Below are 16,427 nucleotides of genomic sequence, written 5' to 3'. Positions count from 1 at the left end.
GGGTGTGGGGTTGGCATGGCCGCCCCATAAGCAAGGGGTGGGGGCGGTTGGGCCAGCTGAAGGGGCCCCATGATAGGCCATGACAGGCCATGCTGAAAGATAGAGGCTGAAAGGTAGGGGACTGAAAGGCGTGGGCTGACTAAGGTGCGGCGCCTTCCAGCCCCGCCGTGCCGTCATAGGCGCTTTGCCCCCGATCTTGCCCACCATGGCCTGGCTGCGCCTGTCAGGAGTTTTAATTGAAGCGTGCAGCCGAAACCTTTATTAAACCCCCATGAACACATTGACACCCCGCGCGCCACTCCACCTGGATGCTGGCAGCGCTGACAGCGAAAACAACAATAATAATGCCCCAGCGCCCCACGCTGAAGCGGCCCTGTCCAGCGCTGCCGCCCAGGCAGTGACTGACGCGGAGCAAGGCTTTGGGGGGCGCCTTGCTATCACCCCCCAGGAGCGGGATAGCCTGACCCAGATGGTCAAAGGCAACCTGCAGGGGCGCGCGGCCGCCCAGGACAGCGCAACGCCCCTGAAAGCCGTGGTGGAGGGGCCGGCCTTCCTGGACATGCTTTGCCGCGTCAGGCGGCGCGGTTGGGCCAATGACCTGCTGACCAACGCCCAGAAGCAGGGCGATGTCTGGGTGCGCCGCGCTGACGCTACAGCCGCTGCCAACCAGGTCAAGGACCCCTTGGCCACCCAGGCCGCCTTGGAGGACGCCTTGGCCGCTGTGGTGGAGAAGCGCTGGCGCACCCTTGGCGACACGCCAGAGGACGTCCAGCGTGAGGCGCGCGGTGAATTCAGCAGCATGGGCCTGTTCCTGACGGCCAAGCAGGGGGAGCGCCTGGCCCAAAGCATTGGACGCGCCTTCGGCGGGGTTGATGGCGGCCTGGCTGACGAAATGCTGGTCGCTGAGGAGAGGCGCGAGCGTGAACGCGCCGAAATCCGCCGCCGCGCTGAGGAACGCAAAGCGCAGGAGCTGGAGCGCCTGCGCCAGTGGGAAGCGACCCTGGTCGATTTTGACGCCCTGCCCGCCATCCTCCACTGTTCCCGCAGGGAGGCGCTGCGCTGGTTCGCTGAAAACCGCCTGCCCATCGCCCAGCGCGAAACCCTGCCTGATGGGCAGGAGGTCTTCCGCTTCGACCCAGCCGAGCTCAAATCCATCAAGCCGCTGGTGCGCCACTGGCGCGAAGGGCGCAACGGCCCAGCCCACGCCCCCATCACGGAGCCAGAGGCCGCCCAGCAGGTGGCAGGCGAAAGCGCCGTGGCCCTGGCTGACGCCGAAGCCAACGCCAGCTCCGCCCCAGCCAACGCGGCCATTGCGCGCGTGGCCTCCATGGACCGCTTCGCTGGCCACTTCACCACAGCGCGCTCCATGAAGCGCCGCATCACGCTGGTGACGGGGCCGACCAACTCAGGCAAGTCCCACACTGCCCTGACCACCCTGGCCAACGCTGAAAGCGGCGTGGCGCTGGCCCCGCTGCGCCTTTTGGCCCATGAATTCCGCGAGGCCCTGGTCAGCCGGGGGGTGCCTGCCTCCCTCACCACGGGGGAGGAGCGCATCATCGACCCAACCGCCAAGCACAACGCTGCAACGGTGGAGATGTGCGGCTTCAACCGTCCCGTTGACGTGGCCTTGATTGACGAAGCCCAGATGCTTTCAGACCAGGACCGCGGCGCCGCTTGGACGGCCGCCATCATGGGTGTTCCAGCGCGGCACATTTTCATCCTGGGCGCTGCTGACTGCATTCCTCACGTCAAGCGCATCGCGGCCTTGTGCGGTGACGAGGTGGACGAGATCCACTTAGAGCGCAAAAGCCCTCTCAAGGCTGGTGGCGCCCTGGCGCTGGAGGAGCTGACGACAGGCGATGCCCTCATCGCCTTCTCTAGGCGGGAGGTGCTGGACTTGCGCGCCCAGCTGATGGCGCAGGGCAAGAAGGTGGCCGTTATTTACGGCGCCCTCAGCCCAGAGGTGCGCCGGGCGGAGGCTGCACGCTTCAACAGTGGGGAGGCGGACGTTCTCATCGCCACGGACGCCATCGGCATGGGGCTGAACCTCTCCATCAAGCGGGTTGTGTTCAGCTCCCTCCAGAAGTTCGATGGGCGCAACACACGCACCTTGACCACGCAGGAGATCAAGCAGATCGGTGGGCGCGCCGGGCGCTACGGCATGCATGAGGAAGGGCTTGTATGCGTTCTGGAAGGCGCCGGCAGCCCGACCTATATCAAGAAGATGCTTGACGCCCCACCGGAACCGCAGGAGGAGCTGCGCCCCTACGTCCAGCCAGACGCCGACATCATCCAGGCCGTGGCGGACGAGATCGGCACAGACAGCCTCTATGGCGTGCTGGCGCGCATCAAGCGCGCCGTCCTGCGCCCGGACGACCCCAACTACCGCTTGGCCGACATGGATCAGTCTATGGAGATCGCCGCTGCGCTGGAGGGGATCGATGGCCTGGACCTGCAGACGCGCTGGACCTACGCCATGTGCCCCGTCAACACGCGCGACAACGACCTGCCCCTGCTGGTGGACTGGGCCGCCCAGCATGCGCGTGGCCAGAAGGTGCCGCCGCCTGGCATGGGCATGTTGCCCCGGCCGGAACTTGCCTCCAACGAGGAGCTTGGCAGGGCGGAGAAGCGCCACCGCCTGCTGGTGACGTGGCGCTGGTTGGCGCAGCGCTTCCCTGAAGTCTATGCCGACATTGAGGGGGCGGAAAAAACCGCAGCCGACCTCAATGAGTGGATTGAAGGCGTTCTGCGCAACCAGAGCCAGATGCGCGAAAGCTCCCGCCAGCGCCAAGGCTACCGCAGTGGCGGCCGTGGCCGCCCTGGTGCTGGTGGCGCTGGCCCCCGCCCAGGGCGTGGGCGCGGCAAGGATACGCCCAAGGCCAAAGGCACCAGCCCCCACCGTGGGCGGGCTGGCGCCGGCACAGGCAAGCGCCCCAAGCGCGGCAACAGTAAGCCCCGCAGCAGGGCCTAAGGGCCTAAAGGCAGCCGCCAGCCAGGCTGGGGCAGGTAGCCTACCAGCAAGGGCGCCTGTGCCCTTGTTGCGGTATCTTGGCCTGGAGGGTGGTGTGGGCCTGTCCTCTTCCTGGCCAGCCTTGGGCGCCTGAAAAGATGACCTGCCCGCAGTAGCTTTTAACGGCCTGGCCTTATCTTAATGGCCTTAATGACAGGCACGCCCTTGAAGCGTGCAGGGCGCAGCCTGAGCCCACAGGCAACATCGCTGTAAGGGGGATGGGGTCCAAGCCTCCCCCCTCTTCATTCTTCCTTCCTGTCCCACACAAAGCACTGTCTAAGGCGACTGCATAAGGCGCTGGCTGCTGGGCGGAGCTGGGCCTCACAAAACAACGCTGAAAGGCCGCATATCCCCCGCGCCAGCCGCACCAGGCACCAAAAAGGGAGGGGAAGGGCTGGGGCCTGCACAACGCGAGCCATGCGCCAAGGGCTTGCTTCGCCTGTCCAAAAGTTTAGGCACGCACTCTAAAAAAAGCTTTAGGGTGGTTGGGAAACATTCCGCCAGCGGTTCCATTGGCCCTGTGACCAGGGGGTTGCCGGCGTTGAATTCGCCCTCCTGAAGGTCTGAAAAGGATCTGCGCCCATGGCCACCGTGCCCCCCCTCCCCGCCTCCATCCTGCGTGCCCAGTCCCCCGAATACACATTCGACTTTGGCCTCAGCGACCCCACCACAGCGCTGAAGGGCCGCATCTCCCCCGCCCCCTATTCCTTCAGCGCCACCTTGGCTGACCAGCTCCAGGCGGAAAAGGGCGGCGATTACAACATCGCCAGCTTCCAGAACAGCTCTGAACGCCATGTCGCGCTCGACATCATGAGCTTCTGCGGCGTGCCAACCCTGACGTTGAAATACGGCTTCTGCACGGATGGGAAAATCACCGCAGGCACGGCCTCCATCCATGCTGACATCAAGCTTGTGGCGGGCTTTGGTCCCATGCTGCGCTCGCTTGACCTCATCTGGCCGTCAGGATTCGGGGCGGACAGCACAGGCACCACCTCCATCATCCCGCACGGCAAGAACGCCAAGCTGTTCACGCCCAATGCGGAAGGCGGCATTTTCAACGTCCCTGACGGCCAGACGCTCATCAACGCGCTGAAAGTCTCCAAAGACCTGGAGGGGTTCTCCCGCTTCAGCTCACGCAACCGCTCCATCACCACAGTGCGCGCCAAGGACAACGACCTGCTGATTGACGCAGCCCGCCGCGGTTCCGAATGCCATTACGCCTTCGCCTTCGGCAATGAGGAAGGCCGCCGCCTGTTCATTGAGATCGCTGACGCCATCTCAGGCAAGCGCTACATCCGCGTGGCCTTCTCTGAAGACGGCGTGCATTTCCATGGCTTCAAGGAAGACGGCAAAACGCTGGGCAGCCGTCTGTTCCTCTGCAACCAGGTGGATGACAACCGCTTCGGCAAAATGGACTTCTTCCCAGGCTGACCCACAGCCAAAGCGCAAAGGCCTGAGCGGCTAAAGTTGCTTTTCATGGGAATGTTTGGTTTAGGGAGGGTGATGATTCATCCTCCTTTTTGTTTGTTAGGAATGTTTAAATGGCAGTCAAAGAAATTGATTCAGTTATTGATTCTGTCGGCAAAGCGCTGGAGATTTGTAAAGAAATCCAGGGAGGAAATTATAGCACTGGTAAATTAAAGTTCGATCAATATAATCCTCTTTACTTTCGTGGCCAAAATAATGAAACATGGGAGCTAACACCTACTGTTTTTAGAGATAGATTTTTATACTATAATGAATCATTTATATATAATGAAGCTCTTTCAGCTCAGCCTGAAGAGTTTCGCGATGATCTCACCATTATTCAAAAATTGGTACGGATGCAGCACTTCAGTATACCCACTCGCTTACTTGACATCTCAGAAGATATGTTAATTGGACTTTATTTCGCTTGTTGCGATGACAATTCCGTAAATGGAAACTCATTTGTTTTTAATCCCAAAACAGATCATATTTGCTTTGAAAGTGACCCATACATCAATGCTCTATCATCATTAATTTTTTCCTCAACCGCGGATAAATTATTCGAAATTGATCCTGATTTTTTGGAGGATAAAATCCTTATTGAAGGATATAAAGAAATATTAATTGAAAAAAGAAGTGAGATTTTCAATAAGATGATTAAAAATAAAATAGGTGAATCTTATGATATTCCAACAAAGTTAAAAAAAGAAATAGATGCGTGCTTTAATAAGCACTTCCTCCTTAGACCCCGCCTTTCCAACAAAAGAATTGTAGCTCAAAAAGGGTCTTTCATCCTTTTTGGGCCTAAAAACAAATCCTTAGATGAAGATTACAGTTACTGGAAAATACCTGTTGCCAGCGCTGCCAAGGAACGAATCCTGGATGAACTGGATACGTTCTTTGGCATCAATGAAAGCACAGTTTTCCCGGATCTGGACCATCTGCGCTCTACGTTACAGAGAAAATATTCTAGCTATTTCTATAGGACTCCAAATTAATTCCCTTTTCAGCCCACTTTCTCCATTCCACCCATATAGGGGCGGAGGGGTTCGGGGATGGTGATGGTGCCGTCCGCGTTCTGGAAGTTTTCCATCACGGCGATCAGGACGCGCCCCACAGCCAGCCCAGAGCCATTGAGGGTATGGAGGAACTGCGGCTTGCCATCCGCCCCGCGGTAGCGCGCATTCATGCGGCGCGCCTGGAAGTCACGCGTGTTGGAGCAGGAGGAGACCTCCCGCCAAGCATCCTGGCCTGGCATCCAGGCTTCCAGGTCAAAGGTCTTAGCAGCGCCAAAGCCTGTGTCCCCAGCGCACAGAAGAACGCGGCGGTAAGGGATGCCCAGCCGCTCCAGGACGGTTTCGGCGGCGCGCGTCATGCGCTCATGCTCCGCCGCGCTGTCCTCAGGCGCCACGATGGAGACCAGCTCGCACTTGGTGAATTGGTGCTGGCGCAACATGCCGCGTACGTCCCGCCCAGCGGAGCCAGCCTCTGACCGGAAGCACTGCGAAAGGGTGGTGAGGCGCATCGGCAGCGCCTCCGCCGGCAGGATGTCCCCCATCACGGAAGCCGTCAGCGGCACTTCCCCTGTGGGGATGAGCCAGCGATCATCTGTGGTGCGGAATGAATCCTCAGCGAATTTGGGCAGCTTGTCCGTGCCCGTCATGGCTGCCGTGTTGACCAGGACAGGCACCGTGGTCTCCTGGTAGCCGAATTCCCCCGTGTGGGTGTCCAGCATGAACTGGCCCAGGGCGCGCTCCAGCCGCGCCAGCGCGCCTTTCAGCATCACGGCACGGCTGCCGGCGATTTTGGCGGCTGTGGGGAAGTCCATCAGCCCCAGCGCCTCCCCCAGCTCAAAATGCTGCTTGGGGGTGAAGGCGAAGTCAGGGCGCTTGCCAACCTGCTTGATTTCGACATTGTCCTGCTCATCGCGCCCATCAGGCACGGCGCTGTCCAGGACATTGGGCAACCGCATGAGGGTATCGTCAATTTCCGCCTGAATAGTGTTGGCGGTTTCCTCCAGCCCCGCGATGCGCTCGCGCAGGGCCACGGCCTCCCCCTCCAGCGCCGTGCTGTCCTGCTTGGCGCGCTTAGCCTGGCCAATCTCCTTGGCCAGGGTCTTGCGGCGCGCCTGAGCTTCCTGCAGTTCGGCCAGGGCCTGGCGGCGTTGGGCGTCTCTCTCCACCAGAAGGGTGGCCACAGGTTCCATGCCGCGGCGCTTCAAGGCCGCATCAAAAGCTTCAGGGGCGGCGCGCAGGGCTTTGATGTCATGCATGGGGTGGTTCCGGTCGGTTTAAACGGTGGGGCTAACTGGGCTGTTCAGGCGACTTCCTGGCCATCTCCGGCAGGGCTTGCGCCCTTGGCGCTGTCGCGCTGCACAAGGCTGGCTGCGATGATGGACACTTCATAAAGCGCCACCAGCGGAATGGCCAGGCTCAGCATGGTGATGGCGTCTGGCGGCGCGATGACGGCCGCCACAGCGAAGGCCGCCACATAAGCGTAACGCCTGAAGCGCTTCAACTGGGCTGTGGTCACCAAGCCGCAGCGCACAAGCAAGGTCAAAACGACAGGCAGTTCAAAGCATATCCCAAAACCCAGGATCATCTTGGTGACAAGGGTGAGGTATTCTGAAACCCGCGCCTGCAGCTCAATCCCCATGCTGCTGTCGCTGCCGCTCTGCTGGAAGGACAGGAAGAAGGCCCAAGCGTAAGGGAACACCACATAGTAGGCCAAGGCGGCGCCAGCCAGGAACAGGACGGGGGTAGCGACCAGGAAAGGCAGGAAGGCCCGTTTCTCGTTCCTGTAAAGGCCAGGGGCGATGAAGATCCAGGCCTGCGCCGCCACCATGGGGAAGGAAAGAAACATCGCGCCGAAAACAGCCACGCGCACATTGGTGAAGAAGGCTTCATAAAGGGCTGTGTAGATCAGGTGCGGCTGCTCGCCGCGCGCCTTCATGATGCGCGCCAGGGGGGCGGCCAGGAAGCGATAGATGTCGTCTGAGAAATGGTAGCAAACGGCAAAGGCCAGGACGAACGTCACCAAGCACCAAAGCAGGCGCCGGCGCAGCTCCACCAGATGGTCAAGCAAGGGCATGGCTTTGTCGCCTGGTGGCTCCCCCAGGAAGGAACGGGCTTGCTCCGCACCAGGTTCGGCAGGGCTTGGCGCGCTGTCTGTGCGCAGGTCAGGGTCGGGATGGTGGCCTGTGGTCGTCATGAAGGGGTGGCCCCTGTTGTTTCCGGATGGGCTGCGTCCTCAAGCCCCACCAGCACGCGCTTGCCATTGTGGTAGGTCACCTGGGGGGGAAGCATGGGGGGGCGGTGGCTTTGGGCGATCTCCCCAGCCAGGCGCTGCGCTGTGCGTGGTGGCAAAATGGTGGGAAGCGGCACAGGCGGCGTTGGCGTTCCGCGTTCCGCTGGCGGCTTAATGGGGGTGGCCCGGGCGTAATCCTCAGCCGCCATGGGTGCAGCGGGGGCGGGCTGCTGCAATGTGCGCAGCGGCGTTTCCGCAAAGGGGGCAGGGCTGTGGCCGCCACCCTCAAGCGCTGCCTCAGCAGGTGGTTGCGGCATGGCTGGCAAGGGCAGGTCCCCAGAAGGTTGGGAGGGCTGCTGGGCTGCCCCGGCGGCAGGGGGTGCCCACGGCGCGGCCGTGGGGCTGGAGGGTTTTGGTGGGGCGCCCGTCATGCTGTCCTTGAGGTCAGCAGCACGCACCAGTTCATCAAGATGTCCCTGGAATTCCGCAGCCAGGCGCCGCAACGCCGCCATGGCCTTGGCCAAGGCGCGCAGCGCGTGGGGCAGGTCCTTGGGGCCGATGAAAATCAGGGCAACGGCCACAAGGATGGCGATTTCCGCCCAGCTGAAGTCAAACATCGCTCCCCCCTGGGGCTGGGCTGGTCAGAAATTGGCCACAGCGCACGTCATGTGGCGCGCTGTGACGCTGGCACAGAACTGGCGCGCCCCCTCCTTAGAAAAGCCGCCCGTTCGCAGCCGCACAAACTGCCTGCCGCCGCGCGTGGTGGTTTGGTAGCGTGGCTCATGCCCAGCTAGGGCTGGGAAGCGCTGCTGGTAACGGCGCCACGTTGCGCGTGCGTCCTCCATGCTGCCAAGGGCCGCCAGCTGCACCGTTACGTGGCCTGTGGCCGGCACGCTGGCGCTTTTAGCAGCGGCAGTCGCCTGGGCTGCTTGCGCTGCGCGTTCCCTGGCCTCCCTGGCCTGGCGTGCGGCTTCAGCGCGGGCTTGGCGGGCCTGCTCACGCGCCTGGGCTGCGCGTTCGGCACGCGCTTGGCGTTCTGCCTCAGCACGTGCTTGGTCATCCTGGCTGGGGGCTGCGTCATCAGGGCCGTCAGGGGCGGTGTCGGCTGGGGCGCCCCCAGCGTTCTCTGCTTCCTCCGCAGCGGCTGGGGCCTGGTCGACAGCCTGCGCCATGCCTTGGGACAGATCGCCAACGGGCCTGTCGTCATGGATGGTGCGTTCAGGCGCAGGGTCAGCGAAGATCGTGCCAGGGGTGCGCGGCGCCGCCGTGGCTGAAGCTACCTGCACCCGCCCAGAGGCACTGCCAGCGGCGCCCTGGGCGGCGGCCACAGCGTCATTGGCAGGGGTTGGAGCAGGAATTGGGGCGCCGTTGGCGGCAAGTTTCACGCCACCTTGCCCTGCGGCTGGCACAGTGGCCTGGGGTGGTGGTGGCGGGTTGAGCAACGCCTGGTCAGGCTCCTCAGGGGCTTCCTGAACATGGACGTGCTCAGGCACGCCCCCTGTGTCCTCACCGCCTTCGTCAGCCATCAGCTGCATGCCGCCAGGGTCGGCTGGGCGGGTTTTGAGGGCGATGTCAGGCGGCGCGATAATGGGGGTGCCACCAGCGGCGCCACTTTGGTAGCGCCAGGCCCCAGCACCCACAACCAGCGTGCCAACCGCCACAAGCCCCATACCCCATGCTGAACGGCGCTGGGCCTTTTCCACCCCGCCTTGGGCGCCACTGCCCAATAGGGCTGCGCAGCCCCGCTTGAAGCGCTGCCAGCGCGTAGGCGGGAAAAAGGCGGCCAGCCCCTCCTCATCCCAGCGTTCCTGGTCAGGCAGGGGCTGGTTGGGGTGGTGTGGCGCAGGGCGCCTTGCAGCGCCAGCCAGCTGGTGCGCCTGCCCTTGCGGGCCGTGCCCTGTTGGGGCCGACATCCTGCCTAGCCTTTCCTGTGGGCCTGTCATCAGCCCTGTCTCACCTGGTTCGCCCAAAACATGCCCCTGTTTTCACCTAAGCCCTTCACGCCCAGCAAGTTGGTTCAGCGCAGCTCCTCAGCGGGTTTGACACCCAGAACGCCAAGGGCCGCACGCAGCCCCACCGCTGTGGCCTCCACCAAGGCCAGGTGTGCCTTAGTGGCCGCCTGGTCGTCCTCCTGGATGAAGCGCAGCGCCGTGTCCTCACGGCCTTTGTTCCACAGAACATGAAAATCAGACGCCAGGTCAACGCAATAAGTGGCCAGGCGGTGCGGCTCGCGCGCGGTGGCTGCGGCCTCCACTTGGCGCGGCCATGCCGCCAGGCGCCGCAGCAGCGCCAGTTCCTCAGGCGCTTTAAGCAGGGAAAGGTCAGCTTCAGCCAATGCCTGGTCGGTGACAGCCTCCGCCCCCAGACGCTCAGCTGCGGTGCGCATGACGGAGCGGCAGCGGGCATGGGCGTAGTTGACATAGAACACGGGGTTGTCGCGCGATTGCGCCACCACGGCGTCCAGGTCGAAGTCCATCTGGGCATCGGCCTTGCGGGTGAGCATGGTGAAGCGCACAGCGTCACGCCCCACTTCCTCCAGCAGGTCGCGCAGGGTCACGAAGGTGCCAGCGCGCTTGGACATGCGCATGGGCTGGCCATCCTTCATCACGCGCACGATCTGGCACAGAACGACCTCGAACCCGGTCTTGCCCTCGCTCAGCGCTTTGACGGCGGCACGCATACGCGAAACGTAGCCGCCGTGGTCAGCGCCCAGAACGTCAATCAACAAGTCGCTGCGGCTGGCCTTATCAGCGTGGTAGCCAACATCGTTGGCGAAGTAGGTGTTGGTGCCATCTGCCTTGCGCAGGGCGCGGTCAACGTCATCGCCAAAATCAGTGGCGCGGAAAAGGGTCTGCGGGCGCGGCTCCCAGTCGTCAGGCAGCTTGCCCTTAGGGGGTTCGAGAACGCCTTGGTACAGCAGGCCCTTGCCTTCCAGGCGCTTGATGGCTTCCTCCACCGTGCCGCCCTCCAGCATGGCGGCTTCGCTGGTGAAGCGGTCATGCTTGATGCCAAGGTCTTCCAGGTCCCGCTTGATAGCGGCCATCATGGCGTCCAGGACAACGGGCTTGACCTTGTCGTACCAGGTTTCAGGCGCAGCTGGCGCGCCGTCTGGCCCAGCCAAGCTGGCGCCGAAGCGCTCGCGCAAAGCCTGCCCGACAGGCACGAGGTAGTCGCCCTGGTACTGAAGGCCGTTGGGCGCCAGCGCACCGAAGGCCTCGGCCTCCACAGGGTGGCCGATGGCCTCCAGGTAGCGCCAGTAAGCCGCCCAGGTCAGCGCGCGCACTTGGGTGCCTGCGTCATTGATGTAGTACTCACGCGTGACGTCATAGCCAGCTGCCTCCAGCAGGCCAGCCAGGGCGTCACCCACCACGGCGCCGCGGCAATGGCCAACATGCATGGGGCCTGTGGGGTTGGCTGAGACGTACTCGACATTGGCGCGCACACCGCGCCCCATGGCGCTGCGGCCAAAGCGGCCCTCCCCCTGGCGCAGGACGGTGGCGGCCACCCCCTGCCACAGAGCAGGCTTGAGGGTGATGTTGAGGAAACCAGGCCCTGCCACTTCCATGCGCTCAATCCAGGGGTCCTGCGCCAAGGCGGCCATCAGGCCTTCAGCGATGTCACGCGGCTTGCGGCGGGCGGCCTTGGCTGAAAGCAGGGCGGCGTTGGTGGCCATGTCGCCATGGGATGGGTCACGCGTTGGGGTGACCTCGATGCGCTCCATCACGGTATCGTCAAGCACGGGCACAACTTGGCGCAGGGCCTCTGTCACGCGCCCCCTCATGGCTTTGAAAAGGCAGTTGTCCTGGGGGTTCGTGGTCTTGGTCATGTCATGCACCAGTGTGGTAAAGGGTAAGGCCAAAGGTGGGGCGGCGTGGACAGGTACGCACGCTTATAACGGCCCTCAGCCCAATGTGGAAAGGTCGGTGAGGCGCTGGTGCTCCGTCATGGCGGAACGGTCCGTCATGCTGGTGATGTAATCAGCCACCACGCGCTTGGCCGCCCTCTCCTGCCCGTGGGCTTCGGCCATCAGGGCACGTTCACGCCATGGCGGCGGTAGCAGGCGCGTGTCACCTGCTAGGATGGTGAACACATCCCCCAAGGCGCGTTTGGCCTTGCTGCCCATGCGCGCCACCGTCCAGTGGCGGTACATGTGGCCGTAGAGGAAGGTGCGGATTTCCTTGTTGCGCTGGGCCATGGCGGGGCTGAACCCCACCAGGGCCTGTCCTGCGCGGCGCACGTCATCTGGGCTTTGCGGGTTGAGGCGCGCTAGGTTGGTCTGGGTGGTGGCTATAACGTCCCCCACCAGCGCATTGATAACGCGGCGCACCGTTTCATGGCGCAGGCGCTGGCTGCGGTCCAGCGCGCTGAAGCGCGACCAGTCAAGCGCACGCGCCCCTTCCAGGCATTGCTTGAGGAGGGGGACCTCCTCAATGTCCTCAAACTTCAGCAGGCCTGCGCGCAGCCCGTCATCCAGGTCATGACCGTGGTAGGCGATGTCATCGCAGAGGGCGGCTATCTGCGCCTCAAGGGAGGCATGGGTGGTGAGCTCCAACGGGTAGCGCTGGTTGAAGGAAGCCAGCCAGGGGTGCGGGACGCTGACAGGGCCATGGTGCTTGGCGAGCCCCTCCAGGGTTTCCCATGTCAGGTTGAGGCCATCAAAGGCCTGGTAGCGGTTTTCAAGCTCCGTCACCTGGCGGAACGACTGCACGTTGTGGTCAAATCCGCCCCAAGGGGCCATAGCCGCTTCCAAGGCGTCCTCCCCAGCATGACCAAAAGGGGTGTGGCCCAAATCATGCGCCAGGGAGATGACCTCCGCCAGGTCTTCATTGGCTTGAAGGGTGCGGGCGATGGAGCGGGCGATCTGCGCTACCTCCAGCGAGTGCGTCAGGCGGGTGCGGAAAAAATCCCCCTGGTGGTTAAGGAACACCTGGGTTTTGTACTGCAGGTTGCGAAACCCGGTTGAGTGGAGGACGCGGTCGCGGTCACGCTGCCAAGGGGTGCGGCTGGCTGATTCCGCCTCCGCGAACTGGCGCCCGCGCGCATGCTTGGCCTGCACGGCATAAGGTGCCAGGACATTGGCCACCACAGGCGTGGCTGGTGCTGGCGCCGTCATGCCCAGCCCCCTGCCAGGAGGGCTTTGGGGTTTGCCAGCTTGAAAAACCTGTTTGTCCTGTGTGGCGCGTGCTGCAAAACTGACCCCCCTTAGTCTTTCTGAAAGAACTGCCCCATGTCATTGACCCTGGCAAGCTGGAACATCAACTCTGTGCGCGCCAGGGCTGGCCTGGTGGCAGGCTGGATGGACCGCCACCCTGACTGCGCCTTGCTGGGGCTGCAAGAAATCAAGTGCACGGAAAGTCAGTTTCCAACCACATTTGCGCAAAGCGGCCACAGAACAGCCGTCAAAGGCCAAAAAGCCTATAACGGTGTGGCCATTCTGGGGCGGCAGGACATGGTGGTGGTGCAAGACCACTTGGCCGCCTTTGTGGACAGCACCACCCAGGATGGCAGCCCAGCTGCCCGCTACCTGGAAGTGGAAAGCGCTGGCATCCACATGGCCAGCCTCTACGTGCCCAATGGCAATTCAGGGGGTGAGGCGGGGCTTGCCACTAAACTTTCCTTCCTGGAAGCGCTGGCTGCGCGCGCCAAAGCCCTTTTGGACAAGCACGTGCCCTTTGCCCTGATGGGGGATTTCAACATCTGCCCCACCCCCCTTGACCACGCCCCTGGCACCTTAGCGCCTGAGGACGCGTTGCTGCTACCATCCGTACAGGCCGCTTACAGGCGCCTGGCCAATCTAGGCCTGACGGATGCCTACCGCGCTTTGCACCCCCAGGAAGCTGGCTACACTTTTTGGGATTACCAAGGGGGCGCGCGTAAGCGGGGCGCTGGGCTGCGCATTGACATGGCCCTGCTTTCCCCCCGCTTGGCCGACAGGCTTGAAAGCGCTGAGGTGGACGCTAAGCAGCGTGACACCACCTTAGGTGGGGAGAAGCCAGAAAAGCCCTCAGACCACGCGCCCTTGGTGGTGAAGCTGCGCTGAGGGGCCACGTTCCGCTTAGGATGTTCCGCTTGGGAGAAGCCCATGACTACAGCCATTCCACCCCAAACCATTAAGGCGGAAGGCCCCGTGCCCCTTCACATGGGCGTGAAAACCACCCCTTGGCGCACAGAAGGTGAAAAGCGTCAGCTGCAAAGCGCCGCCTGGCGCCAAACGCGGGCGGCCATACTGAAACGCGACAAGGGCACGTGCCAAGGGTGCGGGCTGGCGCAACCCACCTACCAGGAGGTGCACCACCGCAACCACGACCACGCTGACATGGACCCAAGCAACCTGACCACGCTCTGCCCCTGGTGCCACCAGGTTTTCCACATAGGGCGCGCTGCCCAGCGTGGTGCCGTGCTGGCCTGGCTGCCTGAGCTAACCCAGGCGCAAATCAACGCTCTGTGCCAGGGGGCGTCCTGGGCGCGGCAATGTGGCGATGCGCAGCAGAAAACCCAAGCCGGGGCCGCCAAACACTGCCTAGCCCAAGCCAGCGCGCAAGCCAGCGCCATGCTGGAGGGCACCCCTGCCCCCTTGCTGGCTGTCGCCAATGCCCTTCTCAAGCGGCCAGGCACAAACGCCAGCCAGCTTCTGGCGCCCATCACCCCCCATGGCAGCCAAGGTCAGGTGGTGGATGGCTGGCGCCTGGTGGCCACGCGCAGCCCCATGCCGGCCAAAAACGTGGCCCAATGGGGGGCAAGCGCGGTTTGGCCCCGTTTTGAGCACGCTTGGCACCAATTGCAGGCAGCTAAGGCTGGCGCCAACCAGCCTTAACGTAACAACCTGGAGGGGGCTTCAGCCTGCCTGGTTGGTCTGGGGGGCAGGCTTGGTGGCAGTACTTTTGCCAGCTGTGGCCTTGGGCTTGGGCAGGTCAAGCTTGATGGAAAGCTCCTTGAGGCGCTCTGGCTCCACAGCAGCAGGCGCCTCCATCATCAAATCCTGCCCACTTTGGTTGAGCGGGAAGAGGATGACCTCGCGAATGTTGGGCTCATCAGCCAGCAGCATGACGATGCGGTCAACGCCAGGGGCGGCGCCACCATGGGGGGGCGCGCCATAGCGGAAGGCGTTCAACATGCCGCCAAAGCGCTCCTCCACCACTTCGGGACCATAGCCTGCGATTTCAAAGGCGCGCAGCATGACTTCAGGCAAATGGTTGCGGATGGCCCCTGAGGAAAGCTCAACACCATTGCAGACGATGTCATACTGGTAAGCTTTGATGTCCAGCGGGTCCTTGCCGTTGAGGGCCTCCAACCCGCCTTGCGGCATGGAGAAGGGGTTGTGGGAGAAATCGACCTTGCCCGTCTCTTCATTGAGTTCATACATCGGAAAGTCCACCACCCAGCAGAAGCGGAAAGCGTTCTTCTCAATCAGGTCCAGCTCCTCCGCCACTTTGGTGCGTACCTGGCCAGCGAATTTGGAGGTGGCGTCGTTTTTGTCACTGCCAGCGGCGAAGAAAACTGAATCGCCATTCTTCAAGCCGCACGTCGCCACGATCTGGGCGATGCGCGCAGGCTCCAGGTTCTTGGCGATGGGTCCTTTAGGGGTGCCGTCCTCAGCGATGGTGATGTAACCAAGGCCGCCAGCGCCCTGCTCACGCGCCCAGCTATTGAGCTTGTCGAAGAAGGCGCGTGGCTTGCTGGCGGCGCCAGGCGCCGGGATAGCCTTCACCCGCCCACCCTCAGCGGTGATGCGCGCAAACAGCCCGAATCCCGAATCCTTGAACGCCTCTGTGACGTCCTTGATGCGCAGGGGATTACGCAAGTCCGGCTTGTCGGAGCCGTAATCAGCCATGGCCTGTTCAAAGGGAATGCGCGGGAAGGCGCCTTCAGTGATGTTCCAGCCCTCTGGCGTGAATTCCTGGAACAGGCCTGTCAGAACTGGCTCCAAAACGGTGAAGACGTCCTCCTGCGTGGCGAAGGCCATTTCGAAGTCGAGCTGGTAGAACTCCCCAGGGCTGCGGTCAGCGCGGGAGGCCTCGTCACGGAAGCAGGGGGCCACCTGGAAGTAACGGTCAATGCCAGCCACCATGGCAAGCTGCTTGAACTGCTGGGGGGCCTGGGGCAGTGCGTAGAACTTGCCAGGGTGATTGCGTGAGGGCACCAGGAAGTCACGCGCCCCCTCAGGGGAGGAAGCCGTGAGGATGGGAGTTTGGAATTCCGTGAACCCCTGCTCAACCATGCGCCGGCGCATGGAGGCGATGACCTTGCTGCGCAGCTGGATGTTGCGGCGCATCTTGTCGCGGCGCAGATCAAGGTAGCGGTACTTCAGGCGCAAATCCTCAGGGTAGCTCTCCTGCCCCGCCACCTGGAAAGGCAGCACAGCAGCGCTTGACTGAACCTTGATGTGCTCAGCGCGCACCTCGATCTCGCCCGTGGGCAGGTTGGGGTTGAACTGCCCCGCCTCGCGCACAACCACCTTGCCTGTAACGGTGATGACGCTTTCAACGCGCAGATGGGCCATGTCCTTGAACTGGCTTTCCTCCACAGGCACCACGATCTGGGTGATGCCGTGGCTGTCACGCAAATCAATGAAAAGCAGCCCGCCATGGTCGCGCTTGCTGTGAACCCATCCGGAAAGGCGCACCGTTTCACCAGCATCCTTGGCGCGCAGATCATTGCAGGTGTGGGTGCGGTACTCGTGCATGGGTCAGGGCTTTCAACAGTG

The 16,427-nt window shown here is 62.7% G+C and carries 12 protein-coding genes; 5 read left to right on the top strand and 7 right to left on the bottom strand.

The genetic code is table 11. The annotated features are described in order from the left end of the window. Positions 1–271 precede the first annotated feature (271 nt). The 3 genes from E3E12_RS06360 (at position 272) to E3E12_RS06350 (ending at position 5,475) form a co-directional block, all read left to right on the top strand. Positions 272–2,971, top strand: coding sequence for a helicase-related protein (locus E3E12_RS06360; protein WP_141443564.1), 2,700 nt, complete (start codon positions 272–274; stop codon positions 2,969–2,971). 621 nt (positions 2,972–3,592) lie between these two features. Continuing rightward, positions 3,593–4,441: a hypothetical protein gene (locus tag E3E12_RS06355; RefSeq protein ID WP_141443563.1), complete on the top strand. Its 849-nt coding sequence runs from the start codon at positions 3,593–3,595 to the stop codon at positions 4,439–4,441. A 110-nt stretch (positions 4,442–4,551) separates the two neighbouring features. After that, complete coding sequence (locus tag E3E12_RS06350; RefSeq protein ID WP_141443562.1) at positions 4,552–5,475, top strand: FRG domain-containing protein; 924 nt, start codon at positions 4,552–4,554, stop codon at positions 5,473–5,475. Between the two features lie 8 nt (positions 5,476–5,483). Here E3E12_RS06350 and serS read toward each other — a convergent pair whose 3' ends face one another. The 6 genes from serS to E3E12_RS06320 all read right to left on the bottom strand — a co-directional run bounded on the left by serS (position 5,484) and on the right by E3E12_RS06320 (position 12,836). Further along, positions 5,484–6,749: a serine--tRNA ligase gene (gene serS, locus E3E12_RS06345; protein ID WP_141443561.1), complete on the bottom strand. Its 1,266-nt coding sequence runs from the start codon at positions 6,747–6,749 to the stop codon at positions 5,484–5,486. Between the two features lie 44 nt (positions 6,750–6,793). Continuing rightward, positions 6,794–7,567 carry a twin-arginine translocase subunit TatC gene (gene tatC, locus E3E12_RS06340; protein WP_141444139.1) on the bottom strand — a complete coding sequence of 258 codons (774 nt, stop codon included), beginning with the start codon at positions 7,565–7,567 and terminating at the stop codon, positions 6,794–6,796. Positions 7,568–7,683: 116 nt separating this feature from the next. Beyond that, complete coding sequence (gene tatB / locus E3E12_RS06335) at positions 7,684–8,340, bottom strand: Sec-independent protein translocase protein TatB (protein ID WP_141443560.1); 657 nt, start codon at positions 8,338–8,340, stop codon at positions 7,684–7,686. A gap of 24 nt (positions 8,341–8,364) precedes the next feature. Continuing rightward, a complete protein-coding gene (locus E3E12_RS06330; RefSeq protein WP_141443559.1) occupies positions 8,365–9,636 on the bottom strand; it encodes an SPOR domain-containing protein in 1,272 nt (423 codons plus the stop codon). A 104-nt stretch (positions 9,637–9,740) separates the two neighbouring features. Then, complete coding sequence (gene argS / locus E3E12_RS06325; RefSeq protein ID WP_141443558.1) at positions 9,741–11,549, bottom strand: arginine--tRNA ligase; 1,809 nt, start codon at positions 11,547–11,549, stop codon at positions 9,741–9,743. A 75-nt stretch (positions 11,550–11,624) separates the two neighbouring features. Continuing rightward, a complete protein-coding gene (locus E3E12_RS06320) occupies positions 11,625–12,836 on the bottom strand; it encodes a deoxyguanosinetriphosphate triphosphohydrolase (RefSeq protein ID WP_141443557.1) in 1,212 nt (403 codons plus the stop codon). A gap of 114 nt (positions 12,837–12,950) precedes the next feature. Here E3E12_RS06320 and E3E12_RS06315 point away from each other — a divergent pair, with 114 nt between their 5' ends. Continuing rightward, a complete protein-coding gene (locus E3E12_RS06315) occupies positions 12,951–13,763 on the top strand; it encodes an exodeoxyribonuclease III (RefSeq protein ID WP_141443556.1) in 813 nt (270 codons plus the stop codon). A 42-nt stretch (positions 13,764–13,805) separates the two neighbouring features. After that, entirely contained in the window at positions 13,806–14,537 is a 732-nt protein-coding gene (locus E3E12_RS06310) for an HNH endonuclease (protein WP_141443555.1), read from the top strand. Between the two features lie 21 nt (positions 14,538–14,558). On the opposite strand, the gene aspS is transcribed toward E3E12_RS06310, so the two are convergent. Next, complete coding sequence (gene aspS / locus E3E12_RS06305) at positions 14,559–16,406, bottom strand: aspartate--tRNA ligase (RefSeq protein ID WP_141443554.1); 1,848 nt, start codon at positions 16,404–16,406, stop codon at positions 14,559–14,561. Positions 16,407–16,427: the final 21 nt, after the last annotated feature.

The sequence above is a fragment of the Formicincola oecophyllae genome (genome assembly GCF_006542395.2).
Classification (GTDB): domain Bacteria; phylum Pseudomonadota; class Alphaproteobacteria; order Acetobacterales; family Acetobacteraceae; genus Formicincola; species Formicincola oecophyllae.
This window is presented reverse-complemented; position numbering and strand designations above follow the sequence as displayed.